This window comes from Streptomyces sp. SS1-1, from assembly GCF_008973465.1.
GTDB lineage: Bacteria > Actinomycetota > Actinomycetes > Streptomycetales > Streptomycetaceae > Streptomyces.
Genome location: NZ_WBXN01000004.1, coordinates 1,941,536 through 1,965,256, shown reverse-complemented (window position 1 = coordinate 1,965,256; position 23,721 = coordinate 1,941,536). Strand labels below are relative to the sequence as shown.

20 protein-coding genes are annotated in these 23,721 nt (G+C 73.5%); 11 read left to right on the top strand and 9 right to left on the bottom strand.

All coding sequences use genetic code 11. The annotated features are described in order from the left end of the window. Window positions 1-8: 8 nt before the first annotated feature. A complete protein-coding gene (locus F8R89_RS10150; RefSeq protein ID WP_151783664.1) occupies window positions 9-773 on the top strand; it encodes a hypothetical protein in 765 nt (254 codons plus the stop codon). 182 nt (window positions 774-955) lie between these two features. Here the strand turns inward: F8R89_RS10150 and cobT are convergent, their stop codons facing one another. Continuing rightward, entirely contained in the window at window positions 956-2,041 is a 1,086-nt protein-coding gene (gene cobT / locus F8R89_RS10145; RefSeq protein WP_151783663.1) for a nicotinate-nucleotide--dimethylbenzimidazole phosphoribosyltransferase, read from the bottom strand. Window positions 2,042-2,244: 203 nt separating this feature from the next. On the opposite strand from cobT, the gene F8R89_RS10140 reads away from it, so the two are divergent. Beyond that, window positions 2,245-3,045: a class I SAM-dependent methyltransferase gene (locus F8R89_RS10140; RefSeq protein ID WP_151783662.1), complete on the top strand. Its 801-nt coding sequence runs from the start codon at window positions 2,245-2,247 to the stop codon at window positions 3,043-3,045. 187 nt (window positions 3,046-3,232) lie between these two features. Here the strand turns inward: F8R89_RS10140 and F8R89_RS10135 are convergent, their stop codons facing one another. Beyond that, the gene (locus F8R89_RS10135; protein WP_192806084.1) at window positions 3,233-4,444 is read right to left on the bottom strand and encodes a bifunctional adenosylcobinamide kinase/adenosylcobinamide-phosphate guanylyltransferase; all 1,212 of its coding nucleotides are present in this window, start codon (window positions 4,442-4,444) and stop codon (window positions 3,233-3,235) included. Window positions 4,445-4,556: 112 nt separating this feature from the next. Here F8R89_RS10135 and F8R89_RS10130 point away from each other — a divergent pair, with 112 nt between their 5' ends. Continuing rightward, a complete protein-coding gene (locus F8R89_RS10130) occupies window positions 4,557-4,766 on the top strand; it encodes a hypothetical protein (protein WP_062667600.1) in 210 nt (69 codons plus the stop codon). 55 nt (window positions 4,767-4,821) lie between these two features. On the opposite strand, the gene F8R89_RS10125 is transcribed toward F8R89_RS10130, so the two are convergent. From F8R89_RS10125 to F8R89_RS10115, 3 genes are all read right to left on the bottom strand, one after another. Continuing rightward, complete coding sequence (locus F8R89_RS10125; RefSeq protein ID WP_151783661.1) at window positions 4,822-5,901, bottom strand: S1C family serine protease; 1,080 nt, start codon at window positions 5,899-5,901, stop codon at window positions 4,822-4,824. Between the two features lie 57 nt (window positions 5,902-5,958). Then, on the bottom strand, window positions 5,959-6,660 hold the full coding sequence (locus tag F8R89_RS10120; protein WP_151788054.1) for a class I SAM-dependent methyltransferase: 702 nt from the start codon (window positions 6,658-6,660) through the stop codon (window positions 5,959-5,961). Between the two features lie 83 nt (window positions 6,661-6,743). Continuing rightward, window positions 6,744-7,382, bottom strand: coding sequence for a DUF3043 domain-containing protein (locus F8R89_RS10115; RefSeq protein WP_151783660.1), 639 nt, complete (start codon window positions 7,380-7,382; stop codon window positions 6,744-6,746). 258 nt (window positions 7,383-7,640) lie between these two features. Between F8R89_RS10115 and F8R89_RS10110 the strand changes: the two genes are divergently transcribed. The 6 genes from F8R89_RS10110 to F8R89_RS10085 all read left to right on the top strand — a co-directional run bounded on the left by F8R89_RS10110 (window position 7,641) and on the right by F8R89_RS10085 (window position 16,530). Next, entirely contained in the window at window positions 7,641-8,426 is a 786-nt protein-coding gene (locus F8R89_RS10110) for a PspA/IM30 family protein (protein ID WP_264158881.1), read from the top strand. A gap of 43 nt (window positions 8,427-8,469) precedes the next feature. After that, entirely contained in the window at window positions 8,470-8,748 is a 279-nt protein-coding gene (gene pspAA, locus F8R89_RS10105; protein ID WP_151788053.1) for a PspA-associated protein PspAA, read from the top strand. Window positions 8,749-8,854: 106 nt separating this feature from the next. Beyond that, the gene (locus F8R89_RS10100; RefSeq protein ID WP_225994355.1) at window positions 8,855-10,054 is read left to right on the top strand and encodes a sensor histidine kinase; all 1,200 of its coding nucleotides are present in this window, start codon (window positions 8,855-8,857) and stop codon (window positions 10,052-10,054) included. A gap of 86 nt (window positions 10,055-10,140) precedes the next feature. Further along, window positions 10,141-10,818, top strand: a complete 678-nt coding sequence (locus F8R89_RS10095; RefSeq protein WP_151783658.1) for a response regulator — start codon at window positions 10,141-10,143, stop codon at window positions 10,816-10,818. A 178-nt stretch (window positions 10,819-10,996) separates the two neighbouring features. Continuing rightward, the gene (locus tag F8R89_RS10090; RefSeq protein ID WP_151783657.1) at window positions 10,997-14,140 is read left to right on the top strand and encodes an efflux RND transporter permease subunit; all 3,144 of its coding nucleotides are present in this window, start codon (window positions 10,997-10,999) and stop codon (window positions 14,138-14,140) included. A gap of 146 nt (window positions 14,141-14,286) precedes the next feature. Then, on the top strand, window positions 14,287-16,530 hold the full coding sequence (locus F8R89_RS10085; RefSeq protein WP_151783656.1) for a protein kinase domain-containing protein: 2,244 nt from the start codon (window positions 14,287-14,289) through the stop codon (window positions 16,528-16,530). 19 nt (window positions 16,531-16,549) lie between these two features. On the opposite strand, the gene nadA is transcribed toward F8R89_RS10085, so the two are convergent. After that, window positions 16,550-17,734: a quinolinate synthase NadA gene (gene nadA, locus F8R89_RS10080; RefSeq protein WP_151783655.1), complete on the bottom strand. Its 1,185-nt coding sequence runs from the start codon at window positions 17,732-17,734 to the stop codon at window positions 16,550-16,552. Window positions 17,735-18,071: 337 nt separating this feature from the next. On the opposite strand from nadA, the gene F8R89_RS10070 reads away from it, so the two are divergent. Next, window positions 18,072-18,428 (top strand): iron-sulfur cluster assembly accessory protein, encoded by a 357-nt coding sequence (locus F8R89_RS10070; protein ID WP_030951236.1) that lies wholly within the window; start codon window positions 18,072-18,074, stop codon window positions 18,426-18,428. An 84-nt stretch (window positions 18,429-18,512) separates the two neighbouring features. Here F8R89_RS10070 and F8R89_RS10065 read toward each other — a convergent pair whose 3' ends face one another. After that, window positions 18,513-20,717, bottom strand: a complete 2,205-nt coding sequence (locus tag F8R89_RS10065) for a hypothetical protein (protein WP_318841294.1) — start codon at window positions 20,715-20,717, stop codon at window positions 18,513-18,515. A 180-nt stretch (window positions 20,718-20,897) separates the two neighbouring features. Next, window positions 20,898-21,107: a hypothetical protein gene (locus tag F8R89_RS10060; protein WP_151783654.1), complete on the bottom strand. Its 210-nt coding sequence runs from the start codon at window positions 21,105-21,107 to the stop codon at window positions 20,898-20,900. 131 nt (window positions 21,108-21,238) lie between these two features. Between F8R89_RS10060 and F8R89_RS10055 the strand changes: the two genes are divergently transcribed. Beyond that, window positions 21,239-22,213, top strand: coding sequence for a carbohydrate kinase family protein (locus F8R89_RS10055; RefSeq protein ID WP_151783653.1), 975 nt, complete (start codon window positions 21,239-21,241; stop codon window positions 22,211-22,213). A gap of 13 nt (window positions 22,214-22,226) precedes the next feature. On the opposite strand, the gene F8R89_RS10050 is transcribed toward F8R89_RS10055, so the two are convergent. Then, window positions 22,227-23,639: a cysteine desulfurase/sulfurtransferase TusA family protein gene (locus tag F8R89_RS10050; protein WP_151783652.1), complete on the bottom strand. Its 1,413-nt coding sequence runs from the start codon at window positions 23,637-23,639 to the stop codon at window positions 22,227-22,229. Between the last annotated feature and the right edge of the window lie 82 nt (window positions 23,640-23,721).

Genomic DNA, 23,721 nt, shown 5'->3' with positions numbered 1-23,721 from the left:
CTGAGGACATGGGTGACTGGTGGCAGCGCAACATCGTCGAACCGGGGAAGCTCCCCCTGCTCCTGGCCCTGGCCGCCTTCGTGGTGACGTTCCTCGTCACCCGGGTCATCACCCGCCTCATCCGGGCGGGCAAGGGCCCCTTCCGGAACATCAGCAGCGGCTCCGTCCACATCCACCACGTCGTCCCGGGGATCATCCTCACCGTGATCGGCGGCTTCTGCGCGGTCGCGGGCGGGCACCACGGCTTCGGCTCGGCGCTGGCCGCCGTCGTCTTCGGGGTGGGCGCCGGCCTGGTGATGGACGAGTTCGCGCTGATCCTGCACCTGGACGACGTGTACTGGACCGAGGACGGCCGCAAGAGCGTCGAGATGGTCGTGCTCACGACCGCGCTCGTCGGCCTGCTCCTGCTCGGCTACGCCCCGTTCGGGGTCGACGGACTCGACGACGAGGAGTTGCAGAACCGGGGGACGGTCCTCGGCACCATCGGCGGGAACTTCCTGATCGCCCTGCTCGCCCTGTTCAAGGGCAAGGCCAAGGTGGCCCTCTTCGGCGTGGTGATCCCGTTCGTCGCCCTGTTCGGCGCCATCCGGCTGGCCCGCCCGACGTCCCCCTGGGCGAAACGCTTCTACCGCCGCCGCCCGCGCGCCCGCGCCAAGTCCCTGCTGCGCTCCTACCACCACGACCGACGCTGGCTCGTCCCCAGCCGCAAATTCCAGGACTGGCTCGGCGGCGCCCCTGACGTGGAGCGGCCCCGAGCCCTGGAACGCCACTGACGCTGCGCGGCGATCCGCAGGGGGCCTCGGCGCGTACGCCCCAGAGGTCCCGGAGGGCCGGTCGGTTCCAGGATCGCTGCCGGACCACGCGCGCGAGCCCCATGACACCGACGGCGGCGGACGTCAGGGCCAGACCCGCCGACCCGCCGACCCCCACTCGGCAGGGGCCGCGCGGCCGGCCCTTACTCCGCAGCGGTCTCCTGCGGCTCGTCCGCCGTCTTCGCCGGGGTCTCCGGCAGTTCCGCCGCGAGGGACGCGGCGGCCTGGACCAGCGGCAGGGCCAGCAGTCCGCCGGTGCCCTCGCCGACCCGGACACCGTGGTCGAGCAGGGGTTCCAAAGCCATCCGGTCCAGCGCCTTCGCCTGGCCCGGCTCCCCGCTGACGTGCGCGGCCAGCCACCAGTCCGGCGCCCGGAACGCGACCCGCTGGCCCACCAGCGCGCAGGCGGCGACCACGACCCCGTCCAGGACGACCGGCAGCTTGCGCACCGCGCTCTGCAGCAGGAACCCGGTGATCGCGGCGAGGTCCGCCCCGCCCACCGTCGCCAGCAGCTGCAACTGGTCGCCCAGCACCGGCCGCGCCCGGCGCAGCGCGTCCCGGATCGCGGCGCACTTGCGCATCCACGCCAGGTCGTCGATGGCGACCCCGCCCCGCCCGGTGACCACGGAGGCGTCCGTCCCGCACAGCGCGGCGACCAGCACCCCGGCCGCCGTGGTCCCGCCGACGCTCACGTCGCCCAGCACCACCAGGTCCGTACCGGAGTCGGCCTCCTCGTCGGCGACGGCCATCCCCGCCCGGAACGCCGCCTCGGCCTCCTCCGGCGTCAGCGCGTCCTCGACGTCGATACGGCCGCTGCCGCGCCGCACCCGGTGCCGTACGACGTCCTCCGGGAGCGAACCCGGGTCGCAGTCCAGGGCCATGTCGACCACCCGGACCGGGACGCCGAGCCGGCGCGCCAGCACGGACACCGGCCGGGCGCCCTCCAGGATCTCCCGCACCAGCTCCGCGGCGCTGCCCGCCGGGCGCGCCGACACGCCGAGCTCGGCGACCCCGTGGTCCCCGGCGAACAGCACGGCCTTGGGCCGTTCGACCGGCCGCACCGGCACCGCGGACTGGGCGGCGGCCAGCCACTCGCCCAGCTCGTCGAGGCGGCCCAGCGCCCCCGGCGGCACGCTCTGGCGCTCACGGCGTGCCTCGGCGTCACGGCGCACCCCCGCGTCGGGGCGCTCGATCAGATCACTGAAGTCGTCGAGTTGAAGCGAGCTCATTCGCCGAACAGTACCGGCACCACTCGAACAGATCGGCCCCCCGTCGGCTCCGGCGCGGGCGCCGCGCGGTCACCACGCCCGGGTGACGTCGTTGCACCCACCATCGGCATCCCATACGTTCCGTTTTGCAGTGGATTGTCGGGGCATGCTCGCACCGTCTCCGCCGTACGCCCCTGCCGTACGCCCACGCCCGGGAGCCCCTCATGACCGCGACCGCACCCGCCGAACGCCCGGACACCACCTGCGCGTTCACCCTCGCCGCGTGCCGGGAGCACACGTTCGTCCCCCGCCACCTCGGGCTCACCCGACGCGGCCCCCGCCATCTGCGGGCCGCCGCCCGCGCCGCGCTCGGTCTCCCCGAGCCGGAGAGCTGGCTCGACGTGGGCACCGGCTACGGCCGCTTCCCCGAGACGGCCAAGGAGGTCTTCCCCTACACCGCCTTCGACGGGCTCGACGCCGGCCACCGGGTGCTGCGGGCGCGGGTCGCCGAGCGCGTGGAGGAGGCCCACGTCGGGCATCTGACGGACCCCCGCATCACGGACCGGCTGCGCGCCCGCTACGACGTCGTCAGCATGTTCCGGCACCTGGAGCACGCCCCGGACCCGCTCGCGGAGCTGCGCGCTGCCCTCGCCGTCCTGCGGCCCGGCGGCCACCTCGTCCTCGAACTGCCCAACCCGCGCTGCCTGTTCGCGAGGCTCCTCGGCCCGGCCTGGGTCCCGCACAGCCGCCCCGGCCATCTGCACCTGCTGCCGGCCGACGCGCTCCGCGAGACGCTGGAGGCCCACGGCTGCACGGTCGTCGCCACGGACCACCGCGCCGCCCACCTCCCGTACGACCTGGCGGCCACGACGTCCCTGGTCCTGTCCCGCCTGCTCCCGTCCCCCCTGGACCGCCTGGGGCTCCCCCTGGTGGCCCTGGCCTGGACCCTGGACCACCTCCTGGCCCCCCTCCTCAGCCGCACCCCCCTCTCGAACGCCTACAGAATCATCGCGAAGGCCCCATGAGGGGCACGGTCACCTAGGAAAGCGCCGCCCCCACCATCACCCTCAGGAGCACGGGGAACTACGCGCCCAGCCACCCACGACCCGCACCCGCAAACCGACAGTCCCCGGCAGCTCCCTCAGGGGCGCGGGGAACTGCGCGCCCAGCCGCCTACCACCCGCACCCGCCAGCCAACAAGACCCACCCCCCTCAGCCGCGCAACACCACCACCTGCCCGGCCACCACCAACAACACCTGCTCGCACTCACCCGCGACCGCCGCGTTCAGCCGCCCCAACTCGTCCCGGTACCGCCGCCCGGACGCGGTCGCCGGCACGATCCCCGACCCCACCTCGTTGGACACGGCCACCACGGTCCGCCGGGCACCCCGCACCGCCTCCACCAGCAAGCGCACGCGTTCCCGCAACGCCCGCTCCCCACCGTCCGCCCACACCGCGTCGTCCCACGCCCCCACCGCGTCCATCGCGTCCGTCAGCCACAGCGACAGACAGTCCACGAGCAGCGGCGCCCCCTCCTCGGCCAGCAGCGGCACCAGATCGCAGGTCTCGGTCGTCCGCCAGGACCCCGGCCGCCGCTCCCGGTGCGCGGCGACCCGCTGCGCCCACTCGGTGTCCCCGCCCCGCGTGCCGCCCGTCGCCACGTACAGCACGTCGGGGAACGACTCCAGCCGCCGCTCCGCCTCCACCGACTTCCCGGACCGCGCGCCGCCCAGCACCAGCGTCCGCCGGGGCACGCGCGGCACCTCGGCGCCCTGCTCGTACGCGCCCACCACCAGCGTCGTCCCGTCCGGCACCGCCCGCGCCCCCGCCGCCGCCAGCCGCCGCCGCAGCTCGGGCCCCGGCGGCACGTCGTGGTCCAGATGGACGGCGACGACGTCCGTGGCCGGCCCGGCCGCCCCCACCGCCCGCAGCTTCGCCAGCGCGTCCGGCCGCCCCACGACATCGGCGACCACCATGTCGTACGGCCCCACCGCACCCTCCTCGAGCCCGGCCGGCGCGCACCCGGGCGGCAGGTACAGCAGGCGCTGCCCGTCCGGCCCGGTCACCTCGTAGCCGGTGCCCGGCGCGTCCATGGCGACCGCCCGCACCCGATGCCCCGTCAGCAGCGCCAGCTCCCGCCCGTCCGGCATCCGGCCCGGCTGCGGCAACCCCGCCGGCACCTCCACGGCGGGCCCGTTGTGCGGATGCGTCAGCAGCACCTGCCGTACGGATCCCAGCGAACGCCCGGCCCGCGCCGCGGCGAACGCCGCCCCCGGCGTCAGATCGAGCATCAGCGTCCCGTCCACGAGGAGCGAGGTGGCGGCCCGCGCCTCCTCGCCGAGCGCGCTCGCGCACGCCGCGCACGGACAGTCGGGGCGGGGGAGTCCCGCGGGGGCGCCGGTGCCGAGAAGAGTCAGTTCCACGCCCCGATTTTCACCCGTCGCCGCAGGTCTCGCGCAGCCGACTAGGCTCAGCGCAGGAGCCGGACCTCGTTCCGGCTCTCCCTTTGCACGTGCTGACACCTTGGAGGCGTAGATGGCGGCATGGACGTGGCGGTTCGAGAAGGCCGACGGGGCGGAGGTCCAGCCCGCGGTGCAGCCCGAGGAGTTCACCACCCAGGGGGACGCCGAGTCCTGGATCGGCGAGCACTGGAAGGAACTTCAGGAGGGCGGCGCGGACCAGGTCCGCCTCTTCGAGGACGCCACCGAGATCTACGGGCCGATGAGCCTGCACGCCGAGGCGTGACACGACCGGGGCGGGGGCCGTACGCCCCCGCCCCCGTCACCCCTCAGCGCTCACCTCACTGCTCACCGAGCGTCACATCCGCCTTCTTCTCGTCCCCTTCACGGGTGAACGTCACCGACGTCCGTTCCCCCGGCTCGTCGGCGGCCAGCGCCTCCGACAGCGACGCGATGGTGGTGATGTCCGTGTCACCCAGCCGGGTGATGACGTCGCCCGGCTTCAGCCCGGCCTTGTCGGCGGCGCCGCCCGACTGCACCGCGACGACGGCCACACCGGCCGGCTCCAGATCGGAGTCCACGACGGTCCGCCCGGTGATGCCGAGCGCCGCCCGGCCCGAGTCGGTGACCCGGCCGTTCTCGATGATCTGATCGGCGATCTTCCGTACCGTCGACGCCGGGATCGCGAACCCGATGCCCGGTGCCGCGCCACCCGCGCCGGGATCGACGGCGGCGAGCGTCGGGATGCCGACGACCTGGCTGTCCAGATCGACCAGGGCGCCGCCGCTGTTGCCCGGGTTGATGGCCGCCGACGTCTGCACCATGTTGGCGATCGTCGCGCCCGTCCCGCCGTCGTCCCCGCCCTCCGTGACCGTCCGTCCGGTCGCCGAGACGATGCCCTGGGTCACGCTGGACGACAGCCCGAGCGGCGACCCCATGGCCAGCACGATCTGCCCGACCCGCACCTTCGCGGAGTCCCCGAACGTGGCCGGCCGCAGCCCGTCCGGCGGGTCGTCCAGCTGGACGACGGCGAGGTCCTGCGGGGGGTACGACGCCACGAGCCGCGCGGTCAGCTCCCGCTCGCTGCCCGCGGTCGTCACACGGAAGGTCTTCTCGTTCCCGACGACGTGCGCGTTGGTGACGATGTGTCCTTCGTCGTCGTAGACCACGCCGGACCCGAGGTCACGTTTGGCCTGGATCTGCACGACCGACGGCAGGACGTTCCGGATCACCTGCAGATAGCCGTCCTGCAGATCGTCGGCGGCCGTCCTCGCCCGGGGCGCGGCGGCCTGGCTCGTCGCGTCACGCGGATCGCGGGGCGACGAGGACCCGGAGCAGCCGGCGAGGAGCAGCGCGGCACTCAGCAGCACGGCCGCCGCGACGACGGACGGCCGGGGGGCGGGGGGACGGCGAACATCCATGGCCCCGAGTCTCGCCCCGGCCCGTGCGCACGGCCCGTGGAGCGCACCCGAACGGGCTCAGCCGCGCACCCCGCACAGATGCAGCAGCGCCGCCACACCCCGGTACGGGTCGGTCCGCCCGGCCCGCTCCTCGACCGCGAGGAGGGTGTCCAGGTCGCCGGGGATCTCCGCCCCGTCGGCGGCCGTGTCCGTGCACACCCGCACGCCGTACCAGGTGTGCAGCGGCGCGCCGATCCCGGCGAGCGTCGCCGTCAGATCGGACAGCCGGTCCGCCCGGACGTCCAGTCCCAGGCGATTGCGGTACGCGCTGGTGTCGAAGGCGGCCAGCGCCGTCTCCCAGTCGCCGGCCAGACCGGGCCGCAGGGCGAGTGCGTCGCCGTTGCGGACGAGCAGCGACAGCAGCCCGCCGGGCGCCAGCATCCGCGCCAGCCCGGCCAGCAGCGGATCGGGCTCGTCGACGTACATGAGCACGCCGTGGCAGAGCACGACGTCGAAGCTGCCCGGCAGGAAGTGCACACCGGTGTCGCGCCCGTCGCCCTGGACGATCCGCACCCGCTCCCGGATGCCCTCGGGCTCACCGGCCAGCCGGGCGCGGGCCGCCGCGATCATCGTCGCGTCCCGCTCGACGCCGGTCACCTGGTGCCCGGCGCGGGCCAGCCGCAGCGCCTGCGTGCCCTGGCCCATGCCCACGTCGAGCACCCGCAGCCGCTTGCCGACGGGGAACCGCCCCGCTATCTGCTCGTCGAGCTGCCGGGCCACCAGCTCCTGCCGTACGACGTCACGCAGACCGCCCACCTTGCTGAGCCAGGCGTCGGCCGCACCCCCGGAGAATTCGGCAGCGCTCAGGGCCGCTCTCCGCGCTTGACCTGGGGCTTGGGCAGCCGGAGCCGGCGCATCTGGAGGGAGCGCATCAGCGCGTAGGCGACGGCACCGCGGCGGTTGACGTCGGGGAAGCGCTCGGCGAGCCGCTTCTTCAGGCGGAAGGCCGTGACGACCGAGTCGAGCACGATCAGCACGATCACGATGAGCCACAGCAGCAGCGCGATGTTCTGCAGCGCGGGCACCCGCACCATGCTCAGCACGAGGATGACCACGGCCATCGGGAGGAAGAACTCCGCGATGTTGAAGCGCGAGTCGATGAAGTCACGCGCGAACTTGCGGACCGGGCCCTTGTCGCGGGCGGGCAGGTACCGCTCGTCGCCCGTGGCCAGCGCCTGGCGCTGACGCTCCAGGGCGGCACGGCGCTCCTCGCGCTGCCGCTTGGCGGCGTCCTTGCGCGTCATCGACGTGTTGGCCACGCTGCGACGCTGCGACTGGGCCTCACTCCGCTTGGGCGTGGGGCGGCCCTTCGGGGCCTCGGGATGGCGGGTCTGAGTGGAGTCGGTCACCGGCGCCTTGTCGGCGTCCTGGGCCTTCTCGTCCTTGGCACGGCTACGGAACACAAAACCCAAGGGTACGGGGTGCCCGGGGTTGGACCCCAGCCCCGTGGGGAACGATCCGGCAACACCGGACGTCGTACGGGGACAGAGGGGACGTCGTGGACGGCCCCTCGAGGGGACACCCCGGGGGTCACCTACTCCTCACGCCGGAGCGGAGGTGGACGCAGTCGTCCTTGGGGATGAGCGCATCCGTCCCCGAACAGTGCGGTAATGGATGCAGGGCCCGTACTGTGGGTTCTGTCGCAGGTGCTGGAGCTGGAGTCCGTCAGAAGGGGGCGCGCGAAGCCCATGAGCGGTGTCATGAAGCGTATGGGGATGATCTTCCGCGCGAAGGCGAACAAGGCCCTTGACCGGGCCGAGGACCCGCGCGAAACCCTCGATTACTCGTACCAGAAGCAGCTCGAGCTGCTTCAGAAGGTGCGCCGGGGCGTGGCCGACGTGGCCACCTCCCGCAAGCGCCTGGAGCTCCAGCTCAACCAGCTCCAGCAGCAGTCGTCCAAGCTGGAGGACCAGGGCCGCAAGGCGCTCGCGCTCGGCCGCGAGGACCTGGCCCGCGAGGCCCTCTCGCGCCGCGCCGCCCTCCAGCAGCAGGTGACGGACCTGGAGACCCAGCACGCGACCCTGCAGGGCGAGGAGGAGAAGCTCACCCTCGCGGCCCAGCGGCTCCAGGCCAAGGTGGACGCCTTCCGCACCAAGAAGGAGACCATCAAGGCCACCTACACCGCGGCCCAGGCGCAGACCCGGATCGGCGAGGCGTTCTCCGGCATCTCCGAGGAGATGGGCGACGTAGGCCTGGCGATCCAGCGGGCCGAGGACAAGACGGCCCAGCTCCAGGCCCGCGCCGGCGCCATCGACGAGCTCCTCGCCTCCGGCGCCCTCGACGACCAGTCCGGCATGCACAAGGACGACATCCAGGCCGAGCTGGACCGGCTCTCCGGTGGTACGGATGTAGAGCTGGAGCTGCAGCGCATGAAGGCGGAGCTGGCGGGAGGCCCCTCGGCCGGCCAGCAGGCCATCGAGGGCGGTACCGGGCAGCAGCAGTCCCAGCAGCAGCCGCAGGACACCCCGCGCTTCGACAAGCAGTAGCGGACGGCCGGGGTCCCACGCCGAGGAGGCCGAGATGGGCGACATGATCGTCCGGATCATGGGTGAGGGGCAGGTACGGCTGTCCGACAGCCACCTGCCCGAGCTGAACAAGCTGGACGACGAGCTGCTCGAGGAGATGGAGGGCGGCGACGGCCCCGGCTTCCGCCGCACCCTCACCGCCCTGCTCGCCGCCGTCCGCGGACGGGGCACCCCGCTGCCCGACGACTCCCTGGAGCCCTCGGACCTCATCCTGCCGTCCCCGGACGCCACCCTGGAGGAGGTCCGGGAGCTGCTGAGCGACGACGGGCTCATCCCCGGCTGACCCGCCGGCGCGCCCCGTGCGGGCCGGCGGCCGCACCCACGACACCGGGCACGTCTCACCCGAGGAAACCGAGTTGGCCCCCGTTACGAGCTCCGCAGGGCCGCGCGTGCGCCGGCACCTCACCGCGCACCCCCTCGCCCTGGACGCGGCGCTGGCCGTCGCCGTCCTGACCTGCATGGTGGCCGGCTCGTTCGTGGACCCGCACGGCGAGGACGGCGTCACCTGGGGGCTGCGCACCCCGGACGCCCTCAGCCTGCTGCTGATGACCCTCGCCGCCGCGGCCCTGGTGCTGCGCCGCCGCGCCCCCATCACGGTCCTCGCCGTGACCGGCACGCTCTCCCTCGTGGAGTTCGCCACCGGCGACCCCCGCGCCCCCGTCGCCATGGCCGCGGTCGTCGCGCTCTACACCGTCGCCTCCACCACCGACCGCTCCACGACCTGGCGGATCGGCCTGCTCACGGTCACCGTGCTGACCGGCTCCGCGATGCTCGCCGGACCGCTGCCCTGGTACTCCCAGGAGAACCTGGCCATCTTCGCCTGGACCGGCATCGGCGCCACCGCCGGAGACGCCGTGCGCAGCCGCCGCGCGGTGGTCACCGCCATCCGCGAGCGCGCCGAGCGGGCCGAGCGCACCCGCGAGGAGGAGGCCCGCCGCCGCGTCGCCGAGGAGCGCCTGCGCATCGCCCGCGACCTGCACGACGTGGTCGCCCACCACATCGCCCTGGTCAATGTGCAGGCCGGCGTCGCCGCCCACGTCATGGACAAGCGGCCCGACCAGGCCAAGGAGGCCCTCGCCCACGTACGGGAGGCCAGCCGCTCCGCCCTCGACGAACTGCGTGCCACGGTCGGCCTGCTGCGGCAGTCCGGCGACCCCGAGGCCCCCACCGAACCCGCGCCCGGCCTGGACCGCCTCGACGAACTCGCCGGCACCTTCCGCAACGCCGGACTCCAGGTCGACGTCGCCCGCGCCGACCAGGACACCACGCTGCCCGCCGCCGTCGGCCTCGCCGCCTACCGCGTCATCCAGGAGGCCCTGACCAACGTGCAGAAGCACGCGGGGCCGGGCGCCAGGGCCGAGATCAGCGTCGTCCGCGTCGGCCCCAACATCGAGGTCACCGTCCTCGACGACGGCTCCGGCCAGGACGGCGGCAGCGCGGGCGGCGGCCACGGCCTGCTCGGCATGCGCGAACGCGTCTCCGCCCTGCGCGGCACCCTCACCACCGGGCCCCGCTACGGCGGCGGGTTCCGCGTCCACGCGATCCTGCCGGCCGGGGCCGGCGTCCGGGCCACGGAGGACGCGGTGTGACGGCCCGACGGGAACTCGCCGGGGCCCTCCGGCAGTTGTCGTGGCACCAGGTCCCTCCCCCCTCCAGCGCCCGCCGAGGAAGCCGTATGCCGATCCGCGTCCTGCTCGCCGACGACCAGGCCCTGCTGCGCAGCGCCTTCCGGGTGCTCGTCGACTCCGAACCGGACATGCAGGTCGTCGGCGAGGCGTCCGACGGCGAGGAGGCGGTGCGGCTGGCGAAGCAGGAGCGGGCCGACGTCGTCCTCATGGACATCCGGATGCCCGGCACCGACGGCCTCGCCGCCACCCGCATGATCAGCACCGACCCGGACCTCGCCCACGTCCGCGTCGTCATACTGACCACCTTCGAGGTCGACGACTACGTCGTGCAGTCGCTGCGGGCCGGCGCCTCCGGGTTCCTCGGCAAGGGCTCCGAGCCCGAGGAACTCCTCGCCGCGATCCGGGTCGCCGCGGGCGGCGAGGCTCTGCTGTCCCCGGCCGCCACCAAGAGCCTCATCGCCCGCTTCCTCGCCCACGGCGACGGTGCCGACCACGACCCCGCGCGCGGCGAGCGGCTCGGCGCCCTGACCGTCCGCGAGCGCGAGGTGCTGGTCCAGGTCGCCGGCGGGCACTCCAACGACGAGATCGCCGAGCGGCTGGAGGTCAGCCCGCTCACCGTGAAGACCCACGTCAACCGGGCCATGTCCAAGCTGGGCGCCCGCGACCGGGCCCAGCTCGTCGTCATCGCCTACGAGTCCGGGCTGGTACGTCCGAGGGTGGAGTGAACTCCAGCCCGCGTACTGCGCCGGGAGTAGGCGCCCGGTGAGAAATGGACCTGGGGGCTAGGGAACGGGCCTCCCCGATGGCCCAGGGTGTAGGGGCGGGCGACGATCCGTGAGCCGCGCCACCGCGGCGCGCCCGCCCGCCCGCGCCTTCCGCCCACAGGAGAGAGACCTTCCACCCATGTCCTGGCTGTCCCGATTCAGCCTCGCGCAACGAGCCCTGATCGGCCTGATCTCGATCATCGCGCTGGTCTTCGGCGCGATCGCGATACCCCAGCTCAAGCAGCAGCTGCTGCCCTCCATCGAACTGCCCATGGTGTCCGTGATCGCCCCCTACCAGGGCGCGTCGCCGGACGTGGTCGAGAAGCAGGTCGTCGAGCCGATCGAGGACAGCCTCGAAGCCGTCGACGGCATCACCGGCGTCACCTCCACCGCCGCCGAGGGCAACGCCGTGATCATGGCGTCCTTCGACTACGGCCCCGGCACCCAGCAGCTCGTCGCCGACGTCCAGCAGGCCGTCAACCGGGCCCGCGTCCAGCTGCCCGACTCCGTCGACCCCCAGGTCATCGCGGGCTCCACGGACGACATCCCGACCGTCGTCCTCGCCGTCACCTCCGGCAAGGACCAGCAGGCCCTGGCCGACCGGCTCGACCGCACCCTCGTGCCCGCCCTCAAGGAGATCGACGGCGTCGGCCAGGTCACCGTCGACGGTGTGCGCGACCTCCAGATCGCCGTCACGCCCGACGACGGCAAGCTGGCCAAGGCCGGCCTGACCTCCGCCGACCTCGCCAAGGCCCTCCGGGCCGGCGGCGCCACGCTGCCCGCCGGCTCCTTCGACGAGGGCGGCGCCAACCGCACCGTCCAGGTCGGCGGCGGCTTCACCTCCCTCGACCAGATCGAGGACCTGCGCGTCACCGGCGCCGGCAAGGGCAAGCCCGTACGCCTCGGCGACGTGGCCGCCGTCGAACAGGAGCAGGCCCCCGCCGACTCCCTCACCCGCACCGACGGCAAGCCGTCGCTGGCCGTCGCCGTCACGATGGACCGGGACGGCAGCGCCGTCGCCATCTCCGACGCCGTCCAGGACAAGCTGCCGAAGCTGCGCGCCGACCTCGGCAAGGACGCCACGCTCACCGTCGTCAGCGACCAGGGCCCCGCCGTGGCGAAGTCCATCGACGGGCTGACCACCGAGGGGGCGCTCGGCCTGCTCTTCGCGGTCCTGGTCATCCTGGTCTTCCTCGCGTCGATCCGCTCGACGCTGGTGACCGCCGTGTCCATCCCGCTGTCCGTCGTCCTCGCCCTGATCGTGCTGTGGACGCGGGACCTCTCCCTCAACATGCTGACGCTCGGCGCGCTGACCATCGCGATCGGCCGGGTCGTCGACGACTCCATCGTCGTCCTGGAGAACATCAAGCGGCACCTCGGCTACGGCGAGGAGCGCGAGGAGGCCATCCTCAAGGCGGTCCGCGAGGTCGCCGGCGCGGTGACCTCCTCGACGCTCACCACGGTGGCCGTCTTCCTGCCGATCGGCCTGGTCGGCGGCATGGTGGGCGAGCTGTTCGGCTCGTTCAGCCTGACGGTCACGGCGGCCCTGCTGGCGTCGCTGCTGGTGTCCCTCACGGTCGTGCCGGTGCTGTCGTACTGGTTCCTGCGCGCTCCGAAGGGCACCCCCGAGGACGCCGACGAGGCGCGCCGCGCGGCCGAGGAGAAGGAGGCCCGCAGCCGTCTGCAGCGGATCTACGTGCCCGTCCTGCGGTTCGCGACCCGCCGCCGGCTGACCAGCGTCCTCATCGCCGTCGCCGTCCTGTTCGGCACGTTCGGCATGGCGCCGCTGCTGAAGACGAACTTCTTCGACCAGGGCGAGCAGGAGGTCCTCACCGTCAAGCAGGAGCTCGCGCCGGGCACCAGCCTCGCGGCGACCGACGCGCAGGCCAGGAAGGTCGAGAAGCTGCTCGCGGAGACGAAGGGCGTCAAGGACTACCAGGTCACCATCGGCTCGTCCGGATTCATGGCCGCCTTCGGCGGCGGCACCGACACCAACCAGGCGTCGTACCAGGTGATGCTGGAGGACTCCGCGTCCTACGACGACGTGCAGGGCCGGATCGAGTCCGGTCTGAAGAAGCTCGACGGCATCGGCACGACCACCATCTCCGCCGGTGACGGCTTCGGCGCCCAGGACCTGAGTGTCGTCGTCAAGGCGGCCGACGCCGGTGTGCTGCGCACCGCGTCCGAGCAGGTCCGCAAGGCCGTGGCCGGCCTGGACGACGTCACCGACGTCACCAGCGACCTGTCGCAGAGCGTGCCGCGTATCTCGGTGCGGGCCAACTCCGAGGCGGCCGCGGCCGGCTTCGACGAGCAGACCCTCGGCGTGGCCGTCGCCCAGGCGGTCCGCGGCACCACCGCGGCGCAGGCCACCCTCGACGACACCGAACGGGACGTCGTCATCAAGTCGGCCGAGCCCGCGACCACGTTGAAGGAGCTGCGGGAGCTGCGCCTCGGCCCGGTGAAGCTGGGTGACATCGCGGACGTGAAGCTCGTGGACGGCCCGGTGTCGATGACCCGGATCGACGGGCAGCGCGCCGCCACCATCACCGCCAAGCCGACCGGTGACAACACCGGCGCGGTCAGCGCCGACCTCCAGTCGAAGATCGACGGGCTGAAGCTCCCGGCGGGCGCGACGGCCGACATCGGCGGTGTCTCCCAGGACCAGGACGAGGCGTTCGCCAACCTGGGCCTGGCGATGCTGGCGGCGATCGCGATCGTCTTCATGTTGCTGGTGGCGACCTTCCGCTCGCTCGCGCAGCCGCTGATCCTGCTGGTCTCCATCCCGTTCGCGGCGACCGGCGCGATCGGCCTGCTGATCGCGACCGGCACCCCGATGGGCGTCCCCGCGATGATCGGCATGCTGATGCTGATCGGCATCGTGGTCACCAACGCCATCGTGCTGATCGACCTCATCAACCAGTACCGGTCCCAGGGGTACGGCGTCGTCGAGGCCGTGATCGAGGGCGGCCGGCACCGGCTGCGCCCGATCCTCATGACGGCGCTGGCGACGATCTTCGCCCTGCTCCCGATGGCGCTCGGCGTCACCGGCGAGGGCGGCTTCATCGCCCAGCCGCTGGCCGTGGTCGTCATCGGTGGCCTGATCACGTCGACGCTGCTGACCCTGCTCCTCGTCCCGACGCTCTACGCGATGCTCGAACTGCGCAAGGAGCGCCGGGCGAAGAAGCGGGCGGCGAAGCGGGCCGGGAAGGCGGGCCTGCCCGAGCAGCCGGCGCCGGACGCGCCGGACGCCTCCGAGGACGAGACGCAGCCCGCGTCCGTCTGACCGCTCGATCCGCTGGATCGCTCGACCCGCTCGACCCGTGACGGCCGGGTCCCGGACCGGAACACCCGGTCCGGGAACCGGCCGTCGCCGTTGTGCCGTTACATATGCTGGGGCCTCGAACTGGCTCACGGGGGAGGGGCTCGGGCGTGCCGCTGCGCAAGGACGACCCGAAGTCGGTCGGTGGCTATCGGCTGCTGGACCGGCTCGGCGCCGGAGGCATGGGCGCCGTCTACCGGGGCAGAGCCCGGTCCGGCCGCGAGGTCGCCGTGAAGGTGGTGCACGCCCAGTACGCCGAGGACCCCGTCTTCCGGACCCGCTTCCGCCAGGAGATCGCCGCCGTCCGCAAGGTGAGCGGCGTCTTCACCGCCCCCGTCGTGGACGCCGACCCGGACGCCGAACGCCCCTGGATGGCCACGCAGTACGTGCCCGGCCCCTCGCTCGCCGCCCGCATCCGCGACGGCGGCCCGCTGACCCGCACCGAGCTGCGGCGCCTCGCGCTCGGCCTGGTCGAGGCGCTCCGGGAGATCCACCGCGCCGGGGTCGTCCACCGCGACCTCAAGCCCGCCAACGTGCTGATGGCCGACGACGGCCCCCGGGTCATCGACTTCGGCATCTCCCGCGCGGTCGAGAACCACAACACCCTCACCGAGACCGGCCAGATGATCGGCACCCCGCCGTTCATGTCCCCGGAGCAGCTGACCGACGCCCGCTCGGTGGGCCCGGCCTCCGACGTCTTCTCGCTGGGCGCCCTGCTGGTCTTCGCCGCGACCGGGCGCGGCCCCTTCGACGCGGACAGCCCCTATCTCACGGCGTACCGGGTGGTCCACGACGCCCCCGTCCTGGACGGCGTACCGGACCCGCTGCGCCCGATCCTGGAACGCTGCCTGGTCAAGAACCCCGAGGAGCGGCCCCGACCGGGCACCCTGGCCGCCGAGTTCGTCGCCGCCCTGCCGGAGACCGGCGACGACGAGGGCGGAACGGTCCGGCTGCGGGCCGGTGAACTGGCCCTGGTCCGCACCCAGCCCGCCGGAACGCCCGACTCCGACTCCCTGCCCGGTGCCGAGCCGCCCGCGCGCCGCCGGGGCCGGGCCCGCCGGCTGTGGGCCGTGGCCGGGACCGCCGTCGTCCTCGCGCTCGGGCTGACGGCCTATCTGCTCAACGGCCCGGACACCGGGGACGACGACCGCCCGAAGGGCACCGGTGTCGCCACGCCCTCCCGCTGGACGGCCCTGCCGGCCGGGTGGCGGCCGTGGCAGACCACGGTGGACGCGACGGCCGCGAGCGGTGTGCGGACGGCCTCCGACGTGATCGGCCTGAACATGTACTACGCGCCCCGGTGCGCGACGCACGAGAGAGCCGTCTTCTGCGCGGGCGACGGCACCCTCCCCATGCGGGTCGACGCGCTCACCGGGCGGGTCGTCTGGCGCGCCGACGGGGTGCCGTCCGTCACGGGCAAGGGCTCGTTCGGCTTCAGGATCCTCGGGGTCGTGGACGGCGCGGTGGTGGTCGAGCAGCAGTACCGCCCCGGCCGGGACGGAGAGCCCCGGCCCTCGGTCGGCGCCCTCGACGGGCTGACCGGGAAGCGCCTGTGGCACCGCGAGCTGAACTCCGGTCCGGCGAGCCCGCACCTCTCCGGCGACCTCGTGGTCGTGCCCGGGGACAGAGGCGGCCGGACGCTCGTCGCCCGCTCGCCACGCACCGGCGCCGCGCGCTGGACGGCCACCCTGCCGGAAGGGCAGTACTGCGACTGGGCGCACACCGGGTCCGGTCTGCCCCTGGTGTGCGGGCCGGCCCTGACGGGGGCGGAGAACCGGACGCTCCTGAGTCTGGACGGGGCCGACGGCACGGCGCACACCGCGAAGGTGCCCCACCGGTCGGCACTCCTCGGCATGTTCGAGGGGCGCGCCCTCCTGCTCGACCCGGTCGAAGACCTGCAGCGGGACGCGTACACACGGATCCGGCTGGTCGACACCGGTACGGGCCGCTCCACCACGACGCGCCTCGCGCACGAGCTCGAAGGGGACGTGACCCTCGCGGACGGCGTCCTCTGGAGCGCCTCGTCCTCCGGCCGGCTCACCGCGGTGTCGGCCCGGACCGGCGAACGGCTGTGGACCACACGGACCAGCCTGGAGCAGCCCTCCGGCGTCGTCCACGACCCGCGCGCCCGCACGGTCTACCTCTCCACCGCCAGCGGCCGGGTCGCCGCCCTCGACGCCCGCAGGGGCACGCTGCTCTGGGAGACCATGCCGCGTGCCGAGCGGGCGGAGAACCTGGGCCAGGAGTCGTCACAGGTCCTGCTCGACGGGGGTGCCCTGATCGTCAGCACCTCCGAGGGCGGTCTTTTCACGCTGGACCCGGCTCACCCCGACCGGAAGCCCGTGCCGGGGTGAGTGCGGGGGCGGCCGCCGGTTACGGCAGGGCCAGCATCCGCTCCAGCGCGAGCTTCGCGAACGCCTCGGTCTCCTTGTCGACCTCGATCCGGTTGACCAGGGTGCCCTCGGCCAGCGACTCCAGCGTCCACACCAGGTGGGGGAGGTCGATGCGGTTCATGGTCGAGCAGAAGCAGACCGTCTTGTCGAGGAAGACGATCTCCTTGCCCTCGGGCGCGAAACGGTTCGCCAGACGGCGGACCAGGTTCAGCTCCGTGCCGATGGCCCACTTGGAGCCGGCCGGGGCGGCCTCCAGGGCCTTGATGATGTACTCCGTCGACCCGACGTAGTCGGCGGCGGCCACGACCTCGTGCTTGCACTCGGGGTGCACCAGGACGTTCACGCCGGGGATGCGCTCGCGCACGTCGTTGACGGAGTCCAGGCTGAAGCGGCCGTGCACCGAGCAGTGGCCGCGCCACAGGATCATCTTCGCCGCGCGCAGCTCGTCGGCGGTCAGGCCGCCGTTCGGCTTGTGCGGGTTGTAGACGACACAGTCCTCCAGGGACATGCCCATGTCCCGCACCGCGGTGTTGCGGCCGAGGTGCTGGTCGGGCAGGAAGAGGACCTTCTCGCCCTGCTCGAAGGCCCAGTCCAGGGCGCGCTCGGCGTTGGACGACGTGCAGATCGTGCCGCCGTGCTTGCCGGTGAACGCCTTGATGTCAGCCGAGGAGTTCATGTACGAGACGGGCACGACCTGCTCGGCTATGCCGGCCTCGGTCAGAACGTCCCAGCACTCGGCGACCTGCTCGGCCGTCGCCATGTCGGCCATCGAGCAGCCGGCGGCCAGGTCGGGCAGGACGACCTTCTGGTCGTCGGAGGTCAGGATGTCCGCGGACTCCGCCATGAAGTGCACACCGCAGAACACGATGTACTCCGCCTCCGGGCGGGCGGCGGCGTCGCGGGCCAGCTTGAAGGAGTCACCGGTCACGTCCGCGAACTGGATGACCTCGTCGCGCTGGTAGTGGTGGCCGAGCACGAAGACCTTGTCGCCGAGCTTCTCCTTGGCCGCGCGGGCCCGCTCGACCAGGTCGGGGTCGGACGGCGAGGGCAGGTCACCGGGACACTCGACGCCGCGCTCGCTCCTCGGGTCGGCCTCGCGGCCGAGGAGCAGCAGGGCGAGGGGCGTCGGCTGTACGTCGAGCTCCTGGGTCTGGGCGGTGGTCACGACACGCACCCTTTCTGTTCTGCGGCTCGCCGGCGCCGGAAAACCGGTCCGGCGGGTCAAGCGGGACACCTTCTCCGACTTCTCGTCGGATTGACGCTATCTATCATAACCGCTTCACGTCAGTTTGACGATGGCGGTCGTGTCGATGTGACGGGAATCCCGGAACGGCCCGCTCGTCGCCCGCCACCAGGGCGCTGTCCGCGCCGCCGGGCATGTGCGAGCATGAAGAGGGCGAGCATGAGAAGCGGAAAAAGCACGCTCGGCCCGGAATGAATCCGCGGCCTTGCCGGTTGCACTCGTCGGCAAGCAGTCTCCGTACAACCCGGGAGAGATGTAGATGTCCGTATCGGACGAGACCAGCACCGCCACCGACGGCATCATTCTGAGCGACGCCGCCGCGGCCAAGGTCAAGGCCCTGCTGGACCAGGAAGGCCGTGACGACCTGGCTCTGCGTGTCGCCGTTCAGCCGGGTGGCTGCTCGGGCCTGCGCTACCAGCTCTTCTTCGACGAGCGTTCGCTCGACGGCGACGTCGTGAAGGACTTCGGCGGAGTCAAGGTCGTCACCGACCGCATGAGCGCCCCGTACCTGGGCGGCGCGTCGATCGACTTCGTCGACACCATCGAGAAGCAGGGCTTCACGATCGACAACCCCAATGCGACGGGCTCCTGCGCCTGCGGCGACTCGTTCAGCTAGCCGGACCGGCCGATCCCGGCCCGTCCATGGAAAGGCGGCGACCCCCTCCGACGGGGCCGCCGCCTTCCTGTGTCCGGGGACGCCTCAACGGGCCCCGGACGTCTGCGGTGTCGCGGGCAGCCGCGCGCCGGGCTTCTCCAGCGGTACGCCCTGCCCGTCCGTGCCCACGACCCTCCGGTCGCCGAGCGGCGCGTCCAGCCGCACGGTCCGGTGGAAGACCTTGGCGATGAGGATGCAGACCTTCTCCGGACGGGTCGTCTCCGTCACCCGGACCGTCACCGTGCCGCCGCTCTCGCTCGCCGTGACGTCGTAGTCCGCGCACACCCCGCCCGTGAAGGTCACCGTGAGGTCCCTGCCCTCGGCCGTGTAGCCCTCCACCGTCACGTTCCGGGTGACCGGCGAGGCGGACGGGTCGTCCTTCGGGCCGGACGGACGCGGGCTCGGCCCGGTCGTCGGCTCCTCGGACGGCGGGGCCAGGAACGCCGGGTCGACCGCCGGATACGTCACGGTGAAGCGGTCCCGCGCGTCCTGCGCCCGCACCTGGAACAGCCAGGACGGCACCAGCGCCTGCCGGCCGTCCACCGCGTGCGCGGCCAGCCCGAACACCGCCTTCTCGACGGTGACCGTGTCCTGCTTCGCCGTCACCGACGGATCGCAGGCCGCATCCGATCGTTCCTTCAGCGGTACGGGGTCGGCGCACCCCCCGATGCCGCTTCGGCCGCCGCCGCCCGGGGTCTTGTTCATCAGACCGAGCGTCTTCTCCGCGCTCAGCACCGGGTAGCTGTCGCCCTTCACCGGGGCGGCGAGCAGTCCGCTGCCGCCGACCACCTCGCCCTGGGCGTTCACGGTGACCCCGGTGGTCCAGCCGTACGTGGGCAGCCCGTCCACCACCGGCTCGGCGTGCACCACCCGCTGGGCGCCCATGACCTGGCCGGCGTCCAGCTTCGCCTCGTCCTGCCCGGCCGCCTTCAGCACCGGCGCCGCCGCCTTCTTCGCGGCGTCCTCCGCCGGCGGGTCACCGGCGCGTTCCGGCGGGGTCTTCGTGCAGCCGGCGATGCCCCGGCAGTCGTCGGTACCGGCGGCGAACCGCTGGAACGTCCAGGCGCCCGGCGCCTGCTTGTCCACCTGGAGGGTGGGACCGGTGCCGTCCTTCCCGCCGATGTGCCAGGTCTGCCCGCGCGTCACCGGGGTGCCGTCCACGCCGAGCGCCTCGGCCAGCCGCTGCACGTCGTCCGCGCCGACCTGCCCCGAGGCCCGGTACACCGGCGCCGCCCCCGGCCCGTCGGGCAGATCGCCGCCCGCCCGGTACCGCACGCCGTACGGGTTGGGCTCCCCGGGCGCGATGCCGTTCGAGGCGTTGCCCTCGGTGGCACCGTCCAGACGCAGCGGCGGGGGAGTGGACCCCCCGGACGCCCCGGCCGCGGCGGAGCCGTCCGACCCACCCGAGGCACTGGCGGCGAGATAGGCACCGCCTCCCCCGACGAGCAACACGGCGGCGGCAACGGACGCGACGACAGCGGGCGACCGCCGCCGCCCGCCCTGCCCGTCGCGACCCCCACGGCCCAGACCCGGACCCTGACCCCGACTCCCGGCGCCGACCGACGCGTCCCCGGCGTCCGCTCCGCGATCGCCGTCCGACGCCCCGGCACCCGCGTCCCCAGCAGCGGGGACCGACGCCCGCCCTTCGCCGGCGGCCTCCGCGTCTCCCTGGCCCTCGGCCTCGGCCGCCCCGTCGGCGGCGGGTGCCTGGGCCGGCGGCTCGCCCTCGGCGTGCGTTTCCCGGCGGGCCCCCGAGGCCCCGGCGTCCAGCGCCCGCCCTTCGCCGATGGCGTCCGCGTTCCCGTGGCCCTCGGCCTCGGCCGCCCCGTCGGCGGCGGGTGCCTGGGCCGGCGGCTCGCCCTCGGCGTGCGTTTCCCGGCCGGCTCCCGAGGCCCCGGCGTCCAGCGCCCGACCCTCGTCGGCGGCGTCCGCGTTCCCGTGGCCCTCGGCCTCGGCCGCCCCGTCGGTGCCGGGCACAGCGGCCCGCCGCTCACCCCCGGCGTCCGTCCCCCGTGCGTCGTCCGATGCTCCGCCCCCGGCGTCCCGCGCCTGCTCCTCGCCGGCGATCGCGCCGTTCGGAGCCTCAGCCTCGGGCGAGCTCCCGGCGCCGGGCGCCCCCGAGCTCTCAGGGTGACCGCCGGAGGCGCTCGCCGCGCCGGGCGCCCCCAAGTTCCCCGGCTGACCGCCGGAGGCCCCCGCGTTCTCCGGCCGGCCGCCGGAAGCACCGTTCTCGGGTCGCTCGGTGTTCACCGCATCGCTCCTTCGGCTGCGCACTGTCCCAAGGACCCTGACCCGGCCCTGTCAAAGGCGGATCTGTCGGGTCGTATCCCGCATCCCCTTTACGGGGGACGCCGATGGGACGCAGCGGGGGAGCGCACGGTTCCCCTGTGGGCGCCGGTCCGGGTGCGGGAGGCCCGGACCGGCGGCCGGTCAGTCGCCGTAGTCGGACATCGCGTCCAGCAGACGCGCCGACCCCGGCGGCACCGAGACCCCGTGGATGCGTGCGGGGGAGACCGGACGGGAAAGGACCCGGTCGGGGACGGCCCAGTGAGGTGCCATCCGCGCGCAGTCGCCGAGCAGCGAGGCCAGACCGGCCTCCTGGTCGGCCGGAACGGGGGCGCGGACCTCGAATTTCGTCATGGCGGCACCGTAAGCACCCCGGGGCCCGAGAAGAAAGATCTACTATCGGGTAGTTTCGGCCACTTCAGAGAGCCGGTCACGGAAGGTAGCGTGGACTGTCAACCCAACCTCCCCCCAGGAGACTCCCCGCCGTGCGCATCGCAGTCACCGGCTCCATCGCCACCGACCACCTCATGACCTTCCCGGGTCGCTTCGCCGACCAGTTCGTCGCGGACCAGCTGCACACGGTCTCGCTGTCGTTCCTGGTCGACAACCTGGACGTGCGCCGCGGCGGTGTGGGCGCGAACATCGCCTTCGGCATGGGCCAGCTGGGCACCCAGCCGATCCTGGTCGGCGCCGCCGGCTCCGACTTCGACGAGTACCGGGCCTGGCTGGACCGGCACGGCGTCGACACCGGCTCGGTCCGTATCTCCGAGACCCTGCACACCGCCCGCTTCGTGTGCACCACGGACGCCGACCACAACCAGATCGGCTCCTTCTACACGGGCGCGATGAGCGAGGCCCGCCTGATCGAGCTGAAGACCGTCGCCGACCGCGTGGGCGGCCTCGACCTGGTCCTGATCGGCGCCGACGACCCCGAGGGCATGCTCCGGCACACCGAGGAGTGCCGCTCCCGGCAGATCCCCTTCGCCGCCGACTTCTCCCAGCAGATCGCCCGCATGGACGGCGAGGAGATCCGGATACTGCTGGACGGCGCGACCTACCTCTTCTCCAACGAGTACGAGAAGGGCCTCATCGAGTCGAAGACCGGCTGGAGCGACGAGGAGATCCTGTCCAAGGTCGGCCACCGCGTCACCACGCTCGGCTCCCGCGGTGTCCGCATCGAGCGGCGGGGCGAGGACCCGATCGAGGTCGGCTGCCCCGAGGAGGAGCGCAAGGCCGACCCCACCGGTGTCGGCGACGCCTTCCGCGCCGGCTTCCTGTCCGGTCTGGCCTGGGGCGTCTCCCTGGAGCGGGCCGCCCAGGTCGGCTGCATGCTGGCGACCCTCGTCATCGAGACCGTCGGCACGCAGGAGTACCAGCTGCGCCGCGCCCACTTCATGGAGCGCTTCGCCAAGGCGTACGGCCACGACGCGAGCGAAGAGGTGCGGGCCCACCTGAGCTGAGCCCCCACCCGCCCTACGCGACCCGGCGGACCAGGTAGGCCGTCCCCTGTTCCGCCGGTTCCTCGCCCACGTACTCCTGCCCCCGCATCTCGCACCACGCCGGGATGTCCAGCCGGGCCGCCTCGTCGTCGGACAGGACCCGGACCAGCCCGCCCACCGGGACCTGGCCGATGACCTTGGCGAGCTCGATGACCGGGATCGGGCACCGCTTGCCCAGCGAGTCCACGACCAGCACGTCGTCCCCGTCGTCCCCGTCCTCCCCGTCCTCCCTGTCCGCCCGGGCCACCGGCCCCGCGGCCGGCGCGTCCAGCTTCTCCCGGACCCCCGCCACCGCCCCCGGCAGCACCTCCAGGAACCGCTCCACGTCCTCGGCGCTCGCCCCGGACGGCAGCGACACCCGGATGTTCCCCTCGCTCAGCACCCCCATCGCCTTCAGCACATGGCTGGGCGTCAGCGTGCTGCTCGTACAGGACGAACCGGACGACACGGAGAACCCGGCCCGGTCCAGCTCGTGCAGCAATGTCTCCCCGTCGACATAGAGACAGGAGAAGGTGACGATCCCCGGCAGCCGCCGCACCGGATCGCCGGCCACCTCCACGTCCGGCACCAGCCGCGGCACCCGCGCCCGGATCCGCTCCGTCAGCTCCCGCAGCCGTACCGCCTCTTGGGCCGCCTCCGCCCGCACCGCCCGCAGGGAGGCCGCCGCCGCCACGATCGCCGGGATGTTCTCGAAGCCCGGCGCCCGCCCCGACTCCCGCTCGTCCACCGGCCCTTGCGCGGCGAACCGCACCCCCTTGCGGACGGCGAGGAGACCGACGCCCGGCGGGCCGCCCCACTTGTGGGCGCTGCCGGTCAGCACCGACCAGGCGCCCTCGACCGGCCCCCAGCCGAGCGACTGTGCCGCGTCCACCAGCAGCGGCACCCCGGCCTCCCGGCAGACCTCGGCCACCTCGGCCACCGGCTGCTCGGTGCCCACCTCGTGGTTGGCCGACTGCAGACACGCCAGTGCGGTGTCCGGCCGCAGCGCCTCCCGGTAGCCGGCCGCGGTCACCGACCCGCCGCGGTCCACCGCCACCTGACTGACCGAACCCCCCGCGGCTTCGTGCGCGTCAGCCGCATGGAGCACACAGGAGTGTTCGACGGCCGACACGATCAGGTGACGTCCGACCCGCCGCCGCCCGCCCAGGACCCCGGCGACACCGGTGTGGACGGCCCGCGTCCCGGACGGTGTGAACGACAGCTCGTCCGGCCGGCAGCCCACCGCCTCGGCGGCCGCCTCGCGGGCGGCGTCGAGCAGCAACCGCGCCCGCCTGCCCTCCCGGTGGAGCCGTGCGGGGTCGGCCCACCCCTCGTCCAGCGAGGCCTGCAGGGCCTGCCGGGCGACGGGGTGGAGAGGAGCACTGGAAGCAGCGTCGAAGTAGCCCACACGGCAACGCTAGAGCGTCCGTTCGGCGGCCCGCCTTCCAGGGGCGCCCAGGCCGTGCGACCGGCCCCGGACGGCCCGCCGC